This window comes from Martelella sp. K41-7 (assembly GCF_055808365.1).
This window is the reverse complement of sequence record NZ_CM147867.1, coordinates 712984-730687: the sequence shown is the minus strand read 5'-3', so window position 1 is coordinate 730687 and position 17704 is coordinate 712984. Positions and strand designations below refer to the sequence as shown.

Sequence of the window (17704 nt, the reverse complement as noted above, 5' to 3'; positions counted from 1 at the left end):
CTCGTCAAGTATCGGGTTGAAGATACCCTCATCGTGTAAGCCCTCACCATCACTCAAAATAAGTTTGAACATTTCAAGACAACTGACTATTGACCATATACGAGCATTTTCCAAGTCATATTTTCAACCTTTGGATGAAACAGGGTACCCTCCTTCCAGCTTGTCGATCGTGGCCTGGAGGAGTTCGTTGAACCATTCGCGATCTCACCCCTTTTCGCTTCGTTTAGAGGGGCTATGATGATGAAGTGGCTTGTTTTGTTTGAACAGGCCGGTGCTGGTTCTTAAGTGGTTTCCGGCTTCATTCATGCTACCGCTGATATTGCGGGCAGCGTGTTGAAGTAAGCCTGATCCAGCTATCGGACGAGGAAGACAAGAAGGCGATCTTCGACTGCCTCACAGTGAATTCGGTCAAAGCGCTCGGCCTGGAAGGCTATGGCCTTGAGACCTGAAACGCCGCCAATATCGTGGTCCTGCAAACCGAGGATGGAGAAGAATCGCAGCGTCTGAAGTCGACACGGTTTACCGTCCCGCGCGGCAGTAAGGTGATTGCGGCGACGGGGCCGAAGCTCGCCACGCTTTCGCTTCCGGGACGCCCGGAACAACTCGACAGCGGCTCAACCCATCCGGGCGATCAGCCTGATCTGGTATCTTCTGATACATTGATTAAACGCAGCAATTTCGTCGTCAAAAAGCTTGTGGGGGCGCAGTTTTTTGCTGAAGGCTGAGCGCAGAAAAACCGGCAGAAAACTGCCGGTTCTTCTTTTTAGATCATTGATAACGGTTCCGCCTCATCAGGCGTCAGCCCCTCTTTCGGCTGCCTTGCGTGCCTGTCGGCGTGCCTTGATTTTCGGGCCGATAACGGGGATCGTCAGCGTTAGAAGGGCGATCATGAGGAAGATTGCGCAGACCGGGCTTGTGGCGAAGATCGAGAAGTCGCCATCGGACATGATCAGCGAGCGGCGAAGATTGCCTTCAACCATCGGCCCCAGAATGATGCCGATAATGACCGGCGACATCGAGAAGTCGAGCTTCAGCAATACGTAAGCGCAGACACCGGCGATCATCATCACAAACACATCGATCATCGTATTATTGACCGAATATGCACCCACTGTGCACAGCACGAGGATGATCGGAACCAGCAGATTGCGCGGAACCGACATAACGCGGGTGAACAGGCGGATCGAAGAAAAGCCCAGAATGCCCATCATCAGGTTGGCGACCAAAAGGCCGATGAAAATCGTGTTGACCTCAACCGGATGTTCGGTGAACAGCAGCGGACCAAGCTGAAGGCCTTGCACCATGAAGGCACCCATCATGATGGCGGTTGCGCCGTCACCGGGAATTCCAAGGGTCATCAGCGGCACCATGGCACCACCGGCAACCGAATTGGCCCCCGCTTCAGGAGCAGAAACACCTTCAATCGAGCCTTTGCCGAATTCTTCAGGATGCTTCGACCAGCGCTTGGCCTCTGTATAGGAAACAAAGGACGCAATATCGCCGCCTGTGCCAGGGATGGAGCCGATGGCCGTGCCGATGACCGAGGAGCGGATATAGGTCGGCAGAACACGGCGGAAATCCACCCAGGTCGGCAGCACCCGCGTAATTTTGGTGCGTGGCCGCTTCGGCGCGTTTTCCATGCGCTCTTTCCAGTTTTCCTCAATGCCCAGAAGCGCTTGGGAAAAGGCAAACAGACCGACAAGAACGGGAACGAACGAGATGCCACCCATCAGATAAAAGGAATCGAATGTGAACCGCATTCCGGCCGTCATCGGATCAAGACCGATCGTGGCAATGAACAAACCGACGCAGCCCCCCATCAGGCCCTTGATAACAGATTGCGATGAGACCGAGGTAATGATCGAGATGCCGAAAACGCCCAGTGCGAAGTAATCCGGTGCCGCCAGCCCCGTGGCAACCTTTGCCAGTTGCGGGGCAACGATGATCAACGCCAAGGCAGAGAAAAGGCCACCGAACATGGAACTTGCCGTCGACAGACCAAGCGCGCGTCCGGCTTCGCCCTTCAGCGTCATCGGATAGCCGTCGAGAACTGTTGCAGCAGAGGCGGGTGTTCCAGGTGTGTTGATCAAAATGGCGCTGATAGAGCCACCGTAAATGGCGCCGCAATAAACGCCGAGCAGCATCAAGATGCCTTCCAGCCCCTGGAAGGAGAAAGTTAGCGGCATCAGCAGTGCGATGCCCATATTCACTGTCAGGCCTGGCAGTGAGCCAATCAGAATACCGGCAAGTGTACCCATGAAAACCACCAGAAGCGTCTGGTAGCTGAAGACAATGCCTGCGGCTTGAAGAATATCATGCATGGTTCTGGTTCTTTCCCCGGCGCTATTCCACGAATGCCGGGACCGGCAATGAAATGTTGAAAATGTGAACGAAGAAGAACCAGATGACGCCAATGGCAGCCACAGTTGTGAGGCCGATGACCAACGGACGCCGCTCGCCCATGATCAGCATCACAATCGGCATCGTGACACCACCGGCGATCAGGAAGCCAGCCCACGTCATCAGCGTTGCAAATCCGAAAGCGACGGCTGCCGTCAGATAGGCCCAAAGGTTCCCCGTCCCACCAAGAGTGACTGTGCGATCAGCGTTTGTGGCGGGAAATGCGATGACCTCGATCAGCTGCAAAACACCAAGGCCGATTAAAAGCCATGCAATCATATGCGGCCAGAAAGCTTCTCCGGGAACGCCGTCAGCCGATATTGTCGTCAGACCGCGGGAGAACCAGAAAATGGCAAGGCCCAAAAGAACAGAAGCGCCTGCCACCAGGACATTATATTTTTTCATTGCTTTCCTCCCCGCCCGGGGCCGTGGCCCCCTTTTCTTTTAATAAAGGGGGCCACGGTTGAGCGCAGCAATTATTGCTTACTGGGATTCTTTGATGAGCTTGGCGTACATTTCGTCGTCGCGCATCATCATTTCGGAGACTTCATCACCGACAATCATGCTCGGCATGATGCCCTGGTTTTTCATGGCCTGCTGGAAATCAGGATCGGCAGCAACGGCTGTGAAGACTTCAACCAGCTGAGCCTTGACGTCTTCCGGCATATTGGCAGGACCGGCAATGGCTGCCCATGCACGCAGCTGCGTGTCTGTGCCAGCACCCAGAACTTCATTGAAGGTCGGAACGTCGGGAAACAGGTCAAAGCGCTTGGAGTCCATGACACCGAGCATCCGCAGCGCACCGGCATCAATCTGCGGCTTGGCAGCGCCCGGCGTGGTGATAACGGCATCAACGTGACCACCCACCAGTGCAGCAATTGCCGGGCCGATACCTTCTGAATACGGAATCCGCTTCAGTTCGATCCCGAGCTGCTGTTCCATATTGAGCGTAGCGAGATCAAAGATCGCGCCCGTGCCGGAATTGGCAACCTGAATATCGCCCGGGTTTTTCTTGGCCGCTGCCACAAACTCTTCAAGCGTCTCGTATGGGCTGTTGGCATTGACCACCAGCGAAGCCGGGTCAGCGATCGGAGCATAAAGGCCGGTAAAGTTTTCATAATTGACCGGCGACTTGCCCTGGTGCGGGAACATGGCCAGCTCAACAGTGGTCATCACCAGGGTCTGACCATCGGGCTTGGCGCGTGCAGCCTCGATGAGGCCTGTCACACCGTTGCCGGCAGGCTTGTTTTCCGGAACGAAGATAACGCCTTCCGGAAGATATTTCTTGGCATATTCAAGTGTCAAACGCGCAGACGTATCCGTGCCGCCACCCGGATTTTTCGGGATGATGACAGTGATGTTTTTCTCCGGATATGTCAGTTCCTGCGCGGTGGCCTGAACACTAGCCAGTGCCAGTACTCCACACAGCGCTAAACCTATTGCTTTTAACATTCTCAACTCCCTTGTTATACTGTTGATTTCGGCCTGTTTATTTCTTTTTCAAGCCGGATAACGCGCCATCCTCCAGTGTCAAATGGCAGTAGATAATTGACTTACGATTGTGGGTGTAAGTCAGGTGGAGCTCTTTCCCTTGAGCAATAATCGCCGGATACGAGAACTCGCCCTCTTCAGTTTCTAGGTCGATAACCCGATGAAAAGTTTCGGCATTATCATTTGAAAGCGCCAGGGAAAGAGGCGTACGACGGCCCCAGTTGCCGCCATTGGGGTTAAAGGCCAGCGCCAGAGCGCCGCCTGTGTCGGCAACATCGATGCCGGAATTGTTGTTGACGGTTTTGGTCGGATAGGCTTCTGACCAGGTTCTGCCAAAATCGCTGGAGTCAGATCGGTACAGAAAACCGCGTGTCGAGCGCATCAGCATATGGATGTGGCCTGGTTGGGATTCCCACGCACTTGGCTGGATCACGCCATCCCATTTGAAAACCTTTTGAGGATCGGTTTCCCAAAGGGCGTTTTCAGCCAGACCGCCCCATACGCCGCTGTCGCTCTTTTCTTCAGCGCTGGTTTGATGGGTGAAAGGAACGTCGACCCGGCGCCAGCTTTCGCCTTTGTCCGGTGAAATATCGACAAAGGCGTCCCAGATCTCATTGGTTTCTACTGAGGCCGGGGCCAGCCACTCACCATTCGACATCACGAGAAGCTTGTTCTTGACCGGGCCGCGCGGCGCCTTGTCACCGGCCACAAGTTCTGAAGGCTCGGTCCAACTCACCCCTCCATCATGCGACATGCTCCAGCGGGTGGTCCACTCATGCACTGTCGGACCGACCTTGTAGAAAAGCCAGACCGTATCGCCTTCGTTGAGGAGTACGGGGTTCCAGTGTGCCAGCCCGTCTTCTGCAAACAGTCGCCGTGGTTCTTCCCAATTCGAACCGTCACCCCTGACGGTCCAGATCGCAACATCGCCCTCGCCTTCGCGCTCACCGCCGAAAAAGGCGACCAGTCGGCTATTGTCTTTGAGGACAACGACGGTGGAAGCGTGGCAATTCCTGAAAAGGTCATGGTTGAGCGGAACGACAAATGTCTGGCTCAGAAGTCTTGCTGTCAGCATCGACAAGGTCTCCTCCTCTTCGATGAATTTGGTCGGTTATCTCACTCGGCGGCAACCCGCGTTGCCGAGGCTTGGCCGGAAGGGCGCAGACCCAGTTGCAGCGTTTCGTTCAACCAGTCACCAAGTGAAATCATCTGAGCGACCGTTGACGAAAAGTGGTTATCGAAATATCCGCCGGTGGGAAGTGAGCGGCACTTCATCGTGGAGAAGTTGCCAATTACTTTCTGGTAGTCCTTGGCACAGGCTGGGTAGCTCATGCTTTCAGTCAGTGCGGCCAGCGACAGATAGTTGGAAAGGGTTTCAGCCTTTTCCGGCTCTTTCTGCCAGTTTTCGAACAGCCAGACATAAAGCGCGGGATGGAAATTCGCCATCACACCGCTATAGCCATGGCAACCGGCCTTCAAGCTTTGCAGAAACGTCTGCGCATTGGCATTGGCGATATGCAGGCGTGTACCGGCAGCCAGTTCAGCGCGGCGGGCAAGAATATCAATGTTGCAGCAGGTATCCTTCAGGAAGGTGAACCGGTCGGACTTTGCAGCCCATGAAACCGCCTCGTCACTCAAGAGACGTTTGTAAGGATAGGGGCATTCATAAACGCCAAGTCCGACATTGGTCGGCAGTTTTTCTGTAAGCGCTGAAAGGTTTTCAAGAAAGACGCTGTCTGACTGATCCTGAGCTGCCAGCCGATTGGAAATCATGATAACACTGTCGACACCGCATTCAGCGACAGCCTGAAGCTGCTCAGCCTGATGACTAGGGGCGCTACCGGTGTGGCCGGAAGCAACGACGGGAACCCGTCCATCGACATAATCGACGACAAACCGCGTCAGCTTTCTCGATTCGGCGTCGCCCAGAAAGAACATCTCGCTGGACTGGCAGTTTGCGAAGAGACCATGAACGCCCGAGCCGAGATACCAGTCGATCAGGCTTTCCAGCGAAAACCAGTCGACTTCTAGTTTCTCTGTGAAGGGCGTGAGCATAACAGGCCAGATGCCCGTGTGATGGTCTGCAGCGCCTGTGGTTGCCTTGGTCATTTACTCTTTCCTCACTGCCGAGAACACAGGCTTCATATAAACGAAGCTGAACTCTGAATTACCTGGCCTGATGTGCGCGGCCTGTCTCACGCCTGCAGCATTTACTGCGCTCGGCGCAGCTGCAACGACTTCGCTGACGCGGATTGAAAACCGGCTGCGCAAGAACGCCATACTCCCGTCAACTTCAGAAACTGCAACGGCGCACATCCTCAAAACCCATATGCTATTACGTGTTAGCGTTTTGCGTTTACTCGCTTTTGCATGGTTCGACAAGATATTAAATGATGAATAGTAGTTATTATTAAATGAACAATCAAATAAGTGATTGTATCAGTTGAATTATGTCAAATCTGGGTTACCAACAGCTCCCCAGTGATCGCGCTAGCCTCTTGGTCTTTGCATCGCGCCGGCTGAAGGCTTTGGAAGATGAGAATGCGAAACTGAAACGGATCGTTGCGGATCTGACGCTGGACCGCGAGATGCTTCGAGGCATGTCATCCGCCAAAAGCTCTAGTGCCTGCCCGCACGCGCAAGCTTGTGGATGGGATGCTGGTAGACTGGGGCGTGTCGATCAGACGAGCCTCTCAAGGTTCTGACGTTCGACACCTCGACCTACCACTACAAATCCCGCCACATCGGTCAGGCCGCTCTTGAAAGGGGGATCAAGGAGATATACGAGACACGCGTCCGGTTTGGCTACCGCCGCGTTCACGTACTCCTGCGAAGAGAAGGCTGGACTGTCAATATCAAGAAGACGCGCAGGATTTACAAGGCGTTAGGGCTACAGCTCAGGAACAAACACCCGAAACGTCGGGTGAAGGCAAAGCTGCGCGAGGATCGTCAGGAGGCAATAGGGCCGAACGATATCTGGGCGATGGACTTTGTTCATGATCAGCTCGCGGCAGGCAAGAAGCTGCGGATCCTGACCATTGTGGATATCCATTCCCGCTTCAGCCCGGCGACCGATCCGCGCTTCACTTATCGCGGTGAGGATGTGGTGCAAACGCTGGAACGGATCTGCGGGAAAGACGGCTATCCGAAGACGATAAGGGGCGACAATGGCAGCGAATTTATCTCCCGCGACCTCGATCTGTGGGCCTATGTGAACATAGGTCACACTGGACTTCTCGCGGCCTGACAAGCCGACCGACAACGGCTTCATCGAAGCCTTCAACAGCAAGCTGCGTGCGGAATGCCTGAACGCGAACTGGTTCATGAGCCTTGCGGATGCGCGCGAAAAGTTGGAGGATTGGCGTAGACACTACAATGAGGACCGTCCTCATTCGGCGATCGGATACAACGTCCCGATCGCATTGCATAATCCCGGTGGCACTGCCAGCCCGCCATCGTGATCGGAGCCGGAAAACCCAACATCCGGCGGTCCAATAAATGGGCGCAGTGTAGATGCATGGGGGCAGAGCACTTCGGTTGTGCGGGAGTTGTTTATTGATGAAGCTCCATCGCCAGTGGCCTGCAGACCGTCGCTAATGTTGCGTAGCCGATAAAACAAGATTGAAACCCTCGCCATTCGCGGCGAAATTTGCTTCGGTTTGCAGCTGCGTTGTAAGTGTGTCGGTGATTAAGTTGATTTGCGGTGGCCCGTTGGGAATCCCGCCGAAAGTTGCCAGAACATAGTCGCGCGGCTCGGTAAGCGTTCCAGTAACGACTACGTCAATCTCATTTCCGGCTGGAACGAAACTTCCCATTACCTGAACTTGTGATGTATTGTTGCCGAAAAAGGAAAAGCCCAGTCTGAATTGGTTCCTGCCGTCACCTGCGACTCCGACTGGAAGCACTGCCCCGACAAGATCACCAGGGAAGACTATATTTTGGCCGGGTTGAGCGGCTAGGGCCGTAATAATATCGGCAGCAAGAAAAGAACTCTGCCTGTTTTGGCTGCCTATCGATCCCGCGCCGCGTATTGTGATGCGGTCAAAAATTCCATATGGAATACTATTAGAAAGAGAACCACCAATTGGAGCGGAACTTGTAATATTAAAATTGCATCCAAAGCAATATGTCGTTCCTTCAAAGTCGCTGTTATCTTGATGGTAATCTATGTTGCATTTTCTTCCTTGGCCGAAGCAATTGAAAGACATGATCGAATTCATAGAAGATGCACTGATACGGTTTGTGTATCTATAGGTCGAGTTTGGAGTTAGGGCAAAAATGATCTGGGAGCCGAACGCAGCCGGGAACCCATTTTGAGGGCTACGAAAATTGATTGCGCCGCGCAAATATCCGTTTGCTGGATTAGGGGTCGATCTGTCAAGGTCGACCAAAAGCAGGCTCTCTGGTTCGATGTACGTATTTCCCGCGTAGGATTTAGAGCCAAGGAATTGCACGTATCCTTGGATGCGCATATCAGCGAAAGTGGCGGGTTGATAAATACTTCTTATCTGACCATCGACGATGTCTGATTGAACCTTTAGGTAGTTTGTCGTAGTGGTGGCAACCGAAGGACCTGAAAGCGTGGCGGGATCTGTGCCGCGCGGCAGCACGATGTTACCGCCGGTTAACGTGTATCCACCAGCGACGGCATTTATTGTGAGTGCTTCAATCCCTCCGTCGTCAATCTGAACATTGTAATTCTGGTTGCTCGTGAAATTGGCAGTTGCCTGAGCGCCAGGCCATCTGCCTATCGCTCCGGTAGCCTCGTCACGCCAGTTGACGGCGGTTGTATTCCACACATCGAAATCTGTATTTCTGGCCTGCCATGAGAGTTGTTGACCCGGCGCAACCATACGCGAGGCGATAAGCTCCTGCCCGGTTTCAATTTCGCCGGCCATAACCGGTATCTGTCCGGCTGACAGTATTGCGAGCGCTCCCAAAAGCAACATTGAAGCACATATTAATCGTATAGGTTGTATTGATATGCGCATTTCTTTCTCTCCTTCATATACGTGTCGTGACACCTGCTGGCTAACTTCGGACGCCCGCGCGCCTGCAACAGGTCGCTATTGTTGCGTTGCCGTTAGAATGAGATCTAGGCCTGTATCGTCAGTTGCAACAAGATCGACGTCTATTCGCAAAGTGGTTGTCAGGGATAGAGCCGTGCGGACAATAGCCAGGTTGCCGTTGGGAACATTTCTGAAAGATGCCAACCGATACTCACCCGGCCTGAACAACGACCCGGATAGGTCAACGGTTATACGCCCATCCCAAGGGGAAAAAGCTTCTTCTATGATCAGAGGGGCAAATAAAACATTTTCGTCTTCATTTTCATTCTCTATATTAAATGAAACCCAGGTCTCGTCGTCGCTCGTTTCTGGATCTGCGAGAGGGTAGGTCCTAACAGAGCCGAGAAATGTCAACGCATCGCTATTTCCGGCTATACGTGGCTGTATATTCAGTCCGTAAAATGAACTTTCAATATTATGAGATCCAATGTTTCCGGACCCCGCTATTGTTATTGCTCTCAGATGATCGTCCGATCCTCGGCTTGATAGCGCCCCACCTATGTTTCCCGAGAGTATAAATCTGCAACCGTAGCAAAATGTGTTTCCGTTGTAATCTCCGTTGTCCGCGGTGTATATTACATTACAGATCACCTCGGCCTTGCATGTGAAGGATATTTCGGAGTTTCTGAAAGACGATAAAATGCTCTTGTCGAAAGTAAAATCCGCAGCGGTCAGGTAATATTCCAAAATGCCCCAAGCTTCACCGACAGGACGATGCGTTAGATTAACAAAACCTATATTGCCGTTCAGGTCTGTGAAAGGGGTGTTCTGCTGGACGTCGCCCAACGACAACTCTCCGGGCATATCGATGTACGTATCGCCCTCATAGCTTTTGGTGCCCTTGAATTTCACCGCCCCGCGAACATAGACGTCTGCCACCGGGTATTGCGCCGAAAGGACAGCCCTTGAATCCTTGATGTCACTTTCAAAAACGTTGAAATCTCCAACATGATTATCATCAGCCGATGTGCCTGAGATAGAGGCATCCCCCAGACCGAGTGGTAAAATGATGTCTCCTCCCGTGAAGGTGTAGATGCCTGGTCCGGAAATGGCGATAAAAAGCGCCTTAACTGTGCCTTCTACTGTTACTGTCCCACCCTGGTCACCCTGAAAATTGGCTCCTGCCGGAGGGCCCGGCCATGCCAGATCCCTATTTGTCTCCCGGAACCTCCAGTCCAAGTTGGTCGTGTTCCAGGTGCCCGAACCACCAGTCGGGTCTTTCCAGTAGAGCATGGTGCCGGGATTTTGCGGGACCAGAACAGGGCGGACGGCGTCATGCGTTCCAACCTCGGTTGCTTTCGCCGGCATCCGGACCGACAGAAATGCAGCGATCGAGCCAAGGAATATTCCGCCTAAAAGGGCATACGTTTTCAGCTGTGTTGTTGCATGCATGGGATGCTCCACTTGAATTTGGACGCTTGGTCCATCTGGGCCATAAACCCACATATTTTTAAGCTGCCTGTGGCCGCGCGCTATTGTTGCGTGGCCATCAACACGAGATCAAACCCCTCGCCGTTCGGCAAAAGTTCAACATCTATTTGCAAGGGTATTGCTGTTATGAGGTTGTCGTCGCGGATATGAATTGCCAGCGGCGCGTTGGGCACGCCGCCAAAGGAGGCCAGCCGATACTGGCCAGGCGCAGACAGCGTTCCCGATAAGGTAACGCTTATTTGTCTGTCCCATGGCTCAAAATCTTCGGCTATTCTCAGTGTAGCAAATGAAGTGTTATTGTTGTCGTCTACTTCATCCAATAAAGCAAAGCCGAGGTGCGTCCTATTATCATTCTCGCCGTTCGGCTCCGATTGGTATGTTCTTACGGATCCACGAAATAAGAGTTCGGTCGTGCTTTCCTGGATGGATGGCATGATGACGACACCATAAAATGAGTTCTCAACTCCAGGCTGGCCGATAATACCAGAGCCAGCTATTGAGATATGACTATATTCACCTTCCTCATTGAGGTTTGATAAAGATCCACCAATGTTTCCATCAAGATTAATAGTGCAATCGTAGCAAAATGTTTTTCCAATATATTCACCGTTATCGGAAGAATAATTTATTATGCAAACAACATCTTGCTTGCAAAAGAATTGAATTTCGGATTCCGGAAATGATGATAAAATTGTTTTGTCGAAGTCAAACGCCGCTGCTTCCAGGTAATATTCCAAAATGCCCCAGGCTTCATCTTGAGGATAGGGTATGAGATTTACGAAGCCTATATCGCCATTCAAGTCAGTAAACTCGGTGTCCGGGTCAGCGTCTCCCAGTAGAAGCTTTCCCTGCGCCTCAATATAGGTGTCACCCCGATAGCTTTTGGTGCCCTTAAACTTTACCGCGCCGCGAATATAGACATCCGGGACAGGGTACCGCGCCGCAAGGGCAGCCGCTGTATCCTTGATATCGCTTTCAAAAACGCTGAATTCGTCAATCCCGCTGCCTGCGGTTGGGCCCGCAATAGTGGCATCGCCCAGTCCGCGCGGCAAGGTGATATCGCCTCCCCTGAAAGTATAGCCGTTTGGCGCAGAGGCGGTGATGAAAAGCGCCTGAATCGCACCGGCTACGGTTACGGTCCCGCCTTGGGTGCCATAGAAATTGGCTCCTGCCGGAGGACCCGGCCAAGCCGTAATGTTGTTTGTATCCAGGTCCACCCAGTCGAGATCGGTCGTGTTCCAGGTGCCCGATCCGCCAGTCGGTTCCCTCCAGTAGAGCATGGTATCCGGGTATTGCGGCGCCAGAATACGGGGGCGGCGAGCCGCGGCACACTCTCTGCAGCCGCCACGGAAGCTTTTCCCGTTAGAAATACGGAGATCAGCCCAACAAACACTCCGCATAGCAGATTATAGTCTTTCAACATTTTTATAGCGCGCATAACATGTTCCATTTTTTGCTTCAACACCACGCATAGGTCGCATCAGAAGTGCTTTATGACCTGTTAAAAGAATTATACATATACGTCTGCATGTATTTTTTACTATTTCTAGAGTGGAAAATTCGACACCAACAGAAAATGTGCTTGTTCGTTCTCTTAGAGCCCGATTTAAAAGTTGTTGAGTGATATCAGAAGGATGTGATTCAACCACCTCTGCCAAGAACGTGGAGGATCGCATGCCCTGGAATGATATCACCCGCCTGCAGCATAACCGGGATCGCCTTCGCTATCCAACCGATTTGACGGACCGTGAGTGGGCTGTAATTGCTCCACTGATACCGCTGGCCAAGCCCGGCGGGCGGCCACGGAAAACGAATATGAGGGAAGTGGTGAACGCGATCCTTTATATTGCGGGCAGCGGCAGTCAATGGCGGGCTCTGCCGAAGGACTTCCCTCCGGTCTCCACGGTGCGAGGCTATTTCTATGGCTGGCGCGACATCGGCCTTTGGCAGACCATCAATCATCTGCTCGTCTGCGCTACGCGCGAACTGGAGGGGCGCGAGGCCTCGCCCACAGCCGGTGTCATCGACAGCCAGAGTGTCAAGACCACCGAAAGCGGCGGGGTTTCGGGCTACGACGCCGGCAAGAAGATCAAGGGCCGCAAGCGCCACATCATCACCGATACGATCGGGCTGATGCTGTTCGTGCTTGTCCATGCTGCCGATATCCAGGACCGCGACGGTGCGCCCGATGTCCTGAAAGCCATCCGCTACCGTTTCCCCTGGTTGCGCCATGTCTTCGCAGATGGCGGCTATGCCGGGCAGAAGTTGCGAAAAGCGCTGCGCGGATGCGGCCAATGGAACCTTGAAATCATCAAGCGCTCCGACATAGCGAAAGGCTTTGAGGTTCTGCCCCGCCGATGGGTGGTGGAGCGCACCTTCGGCTGGTTCGGACGATGCCGTCGGTTGGCCAAAGATTGGGAAAAGTCCATCGCAAGCGCCACAGCATGGGTCAACATCGCCAGCATCAGGGTGATGACCAGACGCCTCGCACGATATTGTTTCCCATCATGAACTTTTGAATCCGGCTCTTACAGTCGCAAGCACTCGAAATTTGCGCTCGGAAAGGAAACCAGATGCAGCCGTCGACCACTAAAAGCCAGTGCAGGTCAAATAGACATTGGCCACGTTGTTATCTGTTGTCGATATTTCGGCCTTGCAGTTGCCCTGATCGTCCAGCTGACTGGTATCGAACTTGCCATAGTCCACAGCGGTGGAGCCAAGATAGCCAAATTTTGCGAGCTGATATTGGCCATTCGTCCGCATAGTTCCGGAGATCATAAAGTTGTAATTCCGGGTCGGAATAAAGTAGCCCTCGACCGTCAGGAGGTCGTGGGTGACGTGCCCACCCGTACTCGCATCATTGATTTCCAGATCGATCGATACAGTACCGTCACCGCCGCTTCCATCAGCCGGGACCGCCTTGAATGCCAGCCCATTGAGGGTTAGCTTTCCAATGTTATCTGGCGCGACCCCGCCCGGGCCGATATCTGCGGTCGTGACATAGGTCATGCTGTTTTGAAGGATGCCGACGACCCCCTCGCCGGAAAGCGAAAAAGGGCGCAGATTTCCGGTCATGATGTCCATGCCATAGACATTGCCTCCGATTTTGCCGTCGACTTCCAGGTTGCAGTTCGAAACCAGCGTGCTCCCATTCGCTGTGCTATTATCCGATGTGTAATTGACGATGGTGCTGTCTGCGTCCTGATCTGTACATGTGAGGCCCACGGCACTATTCGTGGGCTGCCCGCTCAGCCGTGTATTGAACTGTGTATTTCCATCGTAGAAAATGGATAGTCTTGGTGCGTCATATATGGAGGTGGTGGTTGCGAAATCCACATTGCCGGAAAAGCCGCCAATCCCGTTTTCATCTCCAAGTTGAAGAAACCCGCCTGCAAGGATTGTCGTGTTCCCGAAATACTGCTTTTCGCCAATATACTTGATGCCCTTGGAGATCTCGATATTGGAGACCACGTTACTCGACAACGCTGCCGGGGCATCGACAATATCGACCTTTAATTCAGCCAGTTTAGGGAGGTTTTCGCCAACTATAGAAGCGGTCTGCCCGCCGCGTGCTATTTGTAAATAGCCACCATATTCCGGGTCAGCTTGCAGAGTGTAATATCCGCTGTGAACTGGATCATCAAACGACATGTCCAGCACGGTTATGGCTGATCTCACGCTGACGGTACCGGCTTGCTGCCCCGCAAAAACGGCCTGTGTGGGTGGCCCCGGCCAGCTCCTGGTGATGTCGCTTTCCGGATCGAACCAATTTACCGCCGTTGTGGACCACGTGCCTGGACCGCCTGCGTCGCCGTTCCAGTTCAACTCGGCCGGAACCCCAAACGAATCAGAACCATTCCCTTCGGTTGCGGACTCCGTTGCCTTTGCCGGCGTGAGCTGCACACCGGCAAGAAATGCGAGAGGCACCATGAGCGCGATTGTCCCTCGCTTAATATATCGTATAGGTTGCATTTCAGCGCGCATTTTTCCCTCCGTCGAGCTCTTCACAGAATACAAATGTGGTAATGGATCGATTGACGCTCTATAGCTTGCGTATTCTGTTCACCCATTTTTTCACGAACTTACGATATTATCGGGTCACGTTTTATTTTGATATATCAATGATATATTGAAAAGAATCATAGATAGAATCTCTAATTACTCGTTAAGCTCCGTAACTGTTAAAATTACTTTTCCATCACTTGCCGATATTTTTCCCTCTTTTCTTGAGTTGCCCTGAATGAGGACAGAGGTTGGAGCGCCACTCGGGTCTCCAGCGTCGGCATCGTAATACATGATGGTATAGTCACCCGGATCCGGGTCCCCGTTGATCGTAAACTGTTTTGCTGCCAAGGTGTTGATTGATCCATTGATACGGACCTGGTCATTTAGGTCGGGGTTGGTCCCTTTGATTGCCACAATGATTGTGGACTGGTCTGATAATATCAGGTTGCCGCCGATGGTAAGCATTCCGGTCGTATCTTCGTCGCCCGGCTGCAGGAAGCCTGGACCGAGAACGAAATCTTTTCCCGCTCCGCCGATCGTGCCGGTTCCTGAAATCGTAGAACCGAACTGCTTGGTTGGATTTATCTCGACATTCACCGCCCCGCCAAGCAAGCCGATGTCACTTATTTCGATATCGCTCTTAATGTAGGAGTTGCCGTGAAATCCGCTAAAGTTTCCAGTCAGATTAAAGCTTTGAGGGCCGGTAAAATAGATTTTAGCCGGCTGCGTATTATCGATGTTACTGAAAACAAAATTACTAAGTGTCGTCGGAGCATCATTCCTGTTCTTATCATAAGAGTAGAAATTGATGCGTGCATCTGACAGCAGTTCAATTTGACCATCGACGCTTGCTGGATTCCTATCCTGTCCTAACGTTAAGGTTGAACCTTTATCGACAACAACCCTCCCTGTGTATGATTTTTTGTTGTAGAAAATCATTTCTCCGGAACCAGAGATGATGAGCTCTTTGTTTGGTGTCGCCAAAGCGCCCATCTGTCGATCAAAATTAACGAAAATTTGGGCATACTGGCTGTCAACGGTCCACGTTACAGAGGGAAAGGGCGCAATACTCAGGGTTCCGATATTGTCATCGCCGTCGGCGGGCGGCTCAATGCTGTAGCTGTCATCTTCGAACGTCAGGCTATATACTTTTAGGTTGTCTGTAAGGGTGACTGTCCCGCCCTTTTCGCTGAACACGCCCAAGGCCGGGGAACTCCATACCGAAGCGATGGTGCCGCATTCGTCTCGTCCAGTTTTGATTAGAGCCGTTCCATTCGCCGCTTCCGCCCTGAGGCCCGGATCCTGGATTTCCGTTGACGACCGAATCTGCGCCGTTCCAGTAAAGGACAACGGTGGTCGAAGCTAACTGTTCAGTGTCTTCGCTGCATGCAGCCATGGCCTTGCTTGCAAGACCAGGGGCGCTGCACAAAAGGCCGGACATGGCAACGCTGAGGTAGAGCTTTCTCGCCAGATCGTGAGCGCGGACGGCGTTCGGAGAGTTTTCGTAAACAGACATGATCAGGCCTCCGAACTACCAGGAACGCTGAACGCGGACGGTGCGCATTTCTTTCCGGAAACATAATTTCCGACCGTGTAGGCGACCTTCGAGACGACCTGGACGCTGGGACGCATCGCCGTTGCGGAAAGATATTGCAGTGCGTTTGACGCGAAAGGCCACGCCTTGCAGAAGAACTTCCGGAGCGAGAAATATTCGACCGCGTTGAGGGCACCCATTTCATCGAGATCCTCGATAAGGATCATAAGAAAATTGATCAACTCTTCTTCAGAAGAGTTTTTGAGCATATCTTCTAAATCAATAACATGTTTCATTTCAATCTCCTATATTTTGGAGATTAAATAATTATTGGATAATTTATTTTTGTAAATATAACATATAATAATAATAAATTCACTTTTAATATTGACGATATCATTTTTTATAAAACTATATACAAAATCGACAACAGAAAGGGTTTATCATGTCCGATTCAATTCCATATGGAACAATTGTCGCATTTTATGGCTCCGGTATTCCTGCCGGCTGGCAAATTTGCGATGGAACAAACGGAACGCCCGATCTTCGGGATCGTTTTATTCTTGGTGCTGAAAGTCTTGATGATCAATTGGGGATCGCTTCAGCCAAAGCAACCGGCACTGGCAAAGACAAGACATATAGCAAAACAACGGCAACCGGGGTCGCGCAGGTAAAAACAAGTGTTAGTGGAACGGCACTTGACACCTCGCAGTTGCCAAACGTGACGTCAAAACTCACTGCCGGGCAGCAAGAAGTGCATACCTATATGTCATTCGAAAACCGGGCGAAATACAAGGATGCGAGCGAGGGGGCCTATTTGTTGTTCGGAACAACGTCAACAACCGCGGAGGCGATATCTGATTGGAATTCGTCAGAAGTCATCTTCCAGGCGTCTGGCGGCGGTCAGGCGCATAGCCATTCCGCGACCTCCAGCGACAGTGGCCACGATCACTCAGTTGACGTTCTGGGGCCATATCTTTTGCTCGTTTATATCATGAAGATGGCCTATGATGACTAGGTTCAGGACTTCGGTAACGGAACAGTTCCAGTCAAGCAAGAAATGACGGCCGCAGTCATGCAGTTGGCTTGGCAATATCCTTGGCGATAGAACTCATTTCGCCGATGCCTGGCTTGGTTTGCCCTTCATCTGAGGCCACCCCGGGTTCATGCTTCGGTCCGTGGTCAGCGCAGCGGCTGCCGACATGATGCTGGTCCAGTGCGGTAATTCCGATGTGCCATGTCGTTGGCGTGCTCGACCTGAAGTCGGCGACAGCCCTGACCACGGCATCATCGGAACCGCGTCCCGGTTGGGACCTCGAAGGTCTGCACTCAGACAGACTTCAACGATATGGGATGTTAAAGCTCAGTCCGTTTTGGCGATCAATAGGGCTGTGGTGGAAAATTCAGTACCATCCCTCCACATCCGGTGCAGGATGGTGCCGATGCGCCTAGCCAAAGCCACCATCGCACGCTTTGAACCTCGGCGCTCTTGGAGATCAAGTCGGCTGGGTACCTAGATTCTCAGTGAAATTCGATCGAGAGTCAAGGCGTTGAAATTAAAGAATTAAAACGAGCATCGGCCTGCTGCGCTACTGTTTCGTGCAACATAGATGCGATGCAAGCTTACTGCAATGGCTAAGAAAATAGTCCGGGTGCACGACAAGGCGCAGACCGTCCTTTCGGAGCGAATCCGAAAGCGTTCACTCGATGACCACACTCGCTCCGATCATCGAAAGTCCCGCGTATTAACCCTGATCTCGCCAATCTGCGCATA

The 17704-nt window shown here is 52.3% G+C and carries 14 protein-coding genes and 1 pseudogene; 4 read left to right on the top strand and 11 right to left on the bottom strand.

The annotated features are described in order from the left end of the window. The first annotated feature begins 542 nt into the window (after positions 1 to 542). Positions 543 to 725 carry a hypothetical protein gene (locus AC0L7L_RS03420; protein ID WP_272210308.1) on the top strand — a complete coding sequence of 61 codons (183 nt, stop codon included), beginning with the start codon at positions 543 to 545 and terminating at the stop codon, positions 723 to 725. Between the two features lie 66 nt (positions 726 to 791). Here the strand turns inward: AC0L7L_RS03420 and AC0L7L_RS03415 are convergent, their stop codons facing one another. From AC0L7L_RS03415 to AC0L7L_RS03395, 5 genes are all read right to left on the bottom strand, one after another. Further along, positions 792 to 2321 (bottom strand): tripartite tricarboxylate transporter permease, encoded by a 1530-nt coding sequence (locus AC0L7L_RS03415; RefSeq protein WP_473511953.1) that lies wholly within the window; start codon positions 2319 to 2321, stop codon positions 792 to 794. 22 nt (positions 2322 to 2343) lie between these two features. Next, positions 2344 to 2805 carry a tripartite tricarboxylate transporter TctB family protein gene (locus tag AC0L7L_RS03410; protein WP_272210307.1) on the bottom strand — a complete coding sequence of 154 codons (462 nt, stop codon included), beginning with the start codon at positions 2803 to 2805 and terminating at the stop codon, positions 2344 to 2346. Between the two features lie 78 nt (positions 2806 to 2883). Further along, a complete protein-coding gene (locus tag AC0L7L_RS03405) occupies positions 2884 to 3852 on the bottom strand; it encodes a Bug family tripartite tricarboxylate transporter substrate binding protein (protein WP_473511950.1) in 969 nt (322 codons plus the stop codon). A gap of 37 nt (positions 3853 to 3889) precedes the next feature. Next, complete coding sequence (locus AC0L7L_RS03400) at positions 3890 to 4966, bottom strand: sialidase family protein (protein ID WP_473511948.1); 1077 nt, start codon at positions 4964 to 4966, stop codon at positions 3890 to 3892. Positions 4967 to 5007: 41 nt separating this feature from the next. Next, positions 5008 to 6000, bottom strand: a complete 993-nt coding sequence (locus AC0L7L_RS03395) for a dihydrodipicolinate synthase family protein (RefSeq protein ID WP_272210306.1) — start codon at positions 5998 to 6000, stop codon at positions 5008 to 5010. Between the two features lie 404 nt (positions 6001 to 6404). Between AC0L7L_RS03395 and AC0L7L_RS03390 the strand changes: the two are divergent. Continuing rightward, positions 6405 to 7352 (top strand): annotated as a pseudogene (locus AC0L7L_RS03390) (IS3 family transposase); the annotation flags it as partial. A gap of 132 nt (positions 7353 to 7484) precedes the next feature. Here the strand turns inward: AC0L7L_RS03390 and AC0L7L_RS03385 are convergent. The 3 genes from AC0L7L_RS03385 to AC0L7L_RS03375 form a co-directional block, all read right to left on the bottom strand. Continuing rightward, positions 7485 to 8789: a hypothetical protein gene (locus AC0L7L_RS03385; protein WP_272210305.1), complete on the bottom strand. Its 1305-nt coding sequence runs from the start codon at positions 8787 to 8789 to the stop codon at positions 7485 to 7487. Positions 8790 to 8957: 168 nt separating this feature from the next. Next, positions 8958 to 10352, bottom strand: coding sequence for a hypothetical protein (locus tag AC0L7L_RS03380; protein ID WP_473511945.1), 1395 nt, complete (start codon positions 10350 to 10352; stop codon positions 8958 to 8960). 80 nt (positions 10353 to 10432) lie between these two features. Then, complete coding sequence (locus AC0L7L_RS03375; RefSeq protein WP_473511943.1) at positions 10433 to 11671, bottom strand: hypothetical protein; 1239 nt, start codon at positions 11669 to 11671, stop codon at positions 10433 to 10435. Between the two features lie 394 nt (positions 11672 to 12065). Here AC0L7L_RS03375 and AC0L7L_RS03370 point away from each other — a divergent pair, with 394 nt between their 5' ends. Further along, on the top strand, positions 12066 to 12902 hold the full coding sequence (locus AC0L7L_RS03370; RefSeq protein WP_272210312.1) for an IS5 family transposase: 837 nt from the start codon (positions 12066 to 12068) through the stop codon (positions 12900 to 12902). A 78-nt stretch (positions 12903 to 12980) separates the two neighbouring features. Here AC0L7L_RS03370 and AC0L7L_RS03365 read toward each other — a convergent pair whose 3' ends face one another. From AC0L7L_RS03365 to AC0L7L_RS03355, 3 genes are all read right to left on the bottom strand, one after another. Continuing rightward, the gene (locus AC0L7L_RS03365) at positions 12981 to 14375 is read right to left on the bottom strand and encodes a hypothetical protein (RefSeq protein WP_473511941.1); all 1395 of its coding nucleotides are present in this window, start codon (positions 14373 to 14375) and stop codon (positions 12981 to 12983) included. A 174-nt stretch (positions 14376 to 14549) separates the two neighbouring features. Beyond that, positions 14550 to 15599 (bottom strand): hypothetical protein, encoded by a 1050-nt coding sequence (locus AC0L7L_RS03360; RefSeq protein WP_473511938.1) that lies wholly within the window; start codon positions 15597 to 15599, stop codon positions 14550 to 14552. A 315-nt stretch (positions 15600 to 15914) separates the two neighbouring features. Next, on the bottom strand, positions 15915 to 16226 hold the full coding sequence (locus AC0L7L_RS03355) for a hypothetical protein (protein ID WP_272210299.1): 312 nt from the start codon (positions 16224 to 16226) through the stop codon (positions 15915 to 15917). Positions 16227 to 16375: 149 nt separating this feature from the next. Here AC0L7L_RS03355 and AC0L7L_RS03350 point away from each other — a divergent pair, with 149 nt between their 5' ends. Beyond that, complete coding sequence (locus AC0L7L_RS03350; RefSeq protein ID WP_272210298.1) at positions 16376 to 16948, top strand: hypothetical protein; 573 nt, start codon at positions 16376 to 16378, stop codon at positions 16946 to 16948. Positions 16949 to 17704 lie beyond the last annotated feature (756 nt).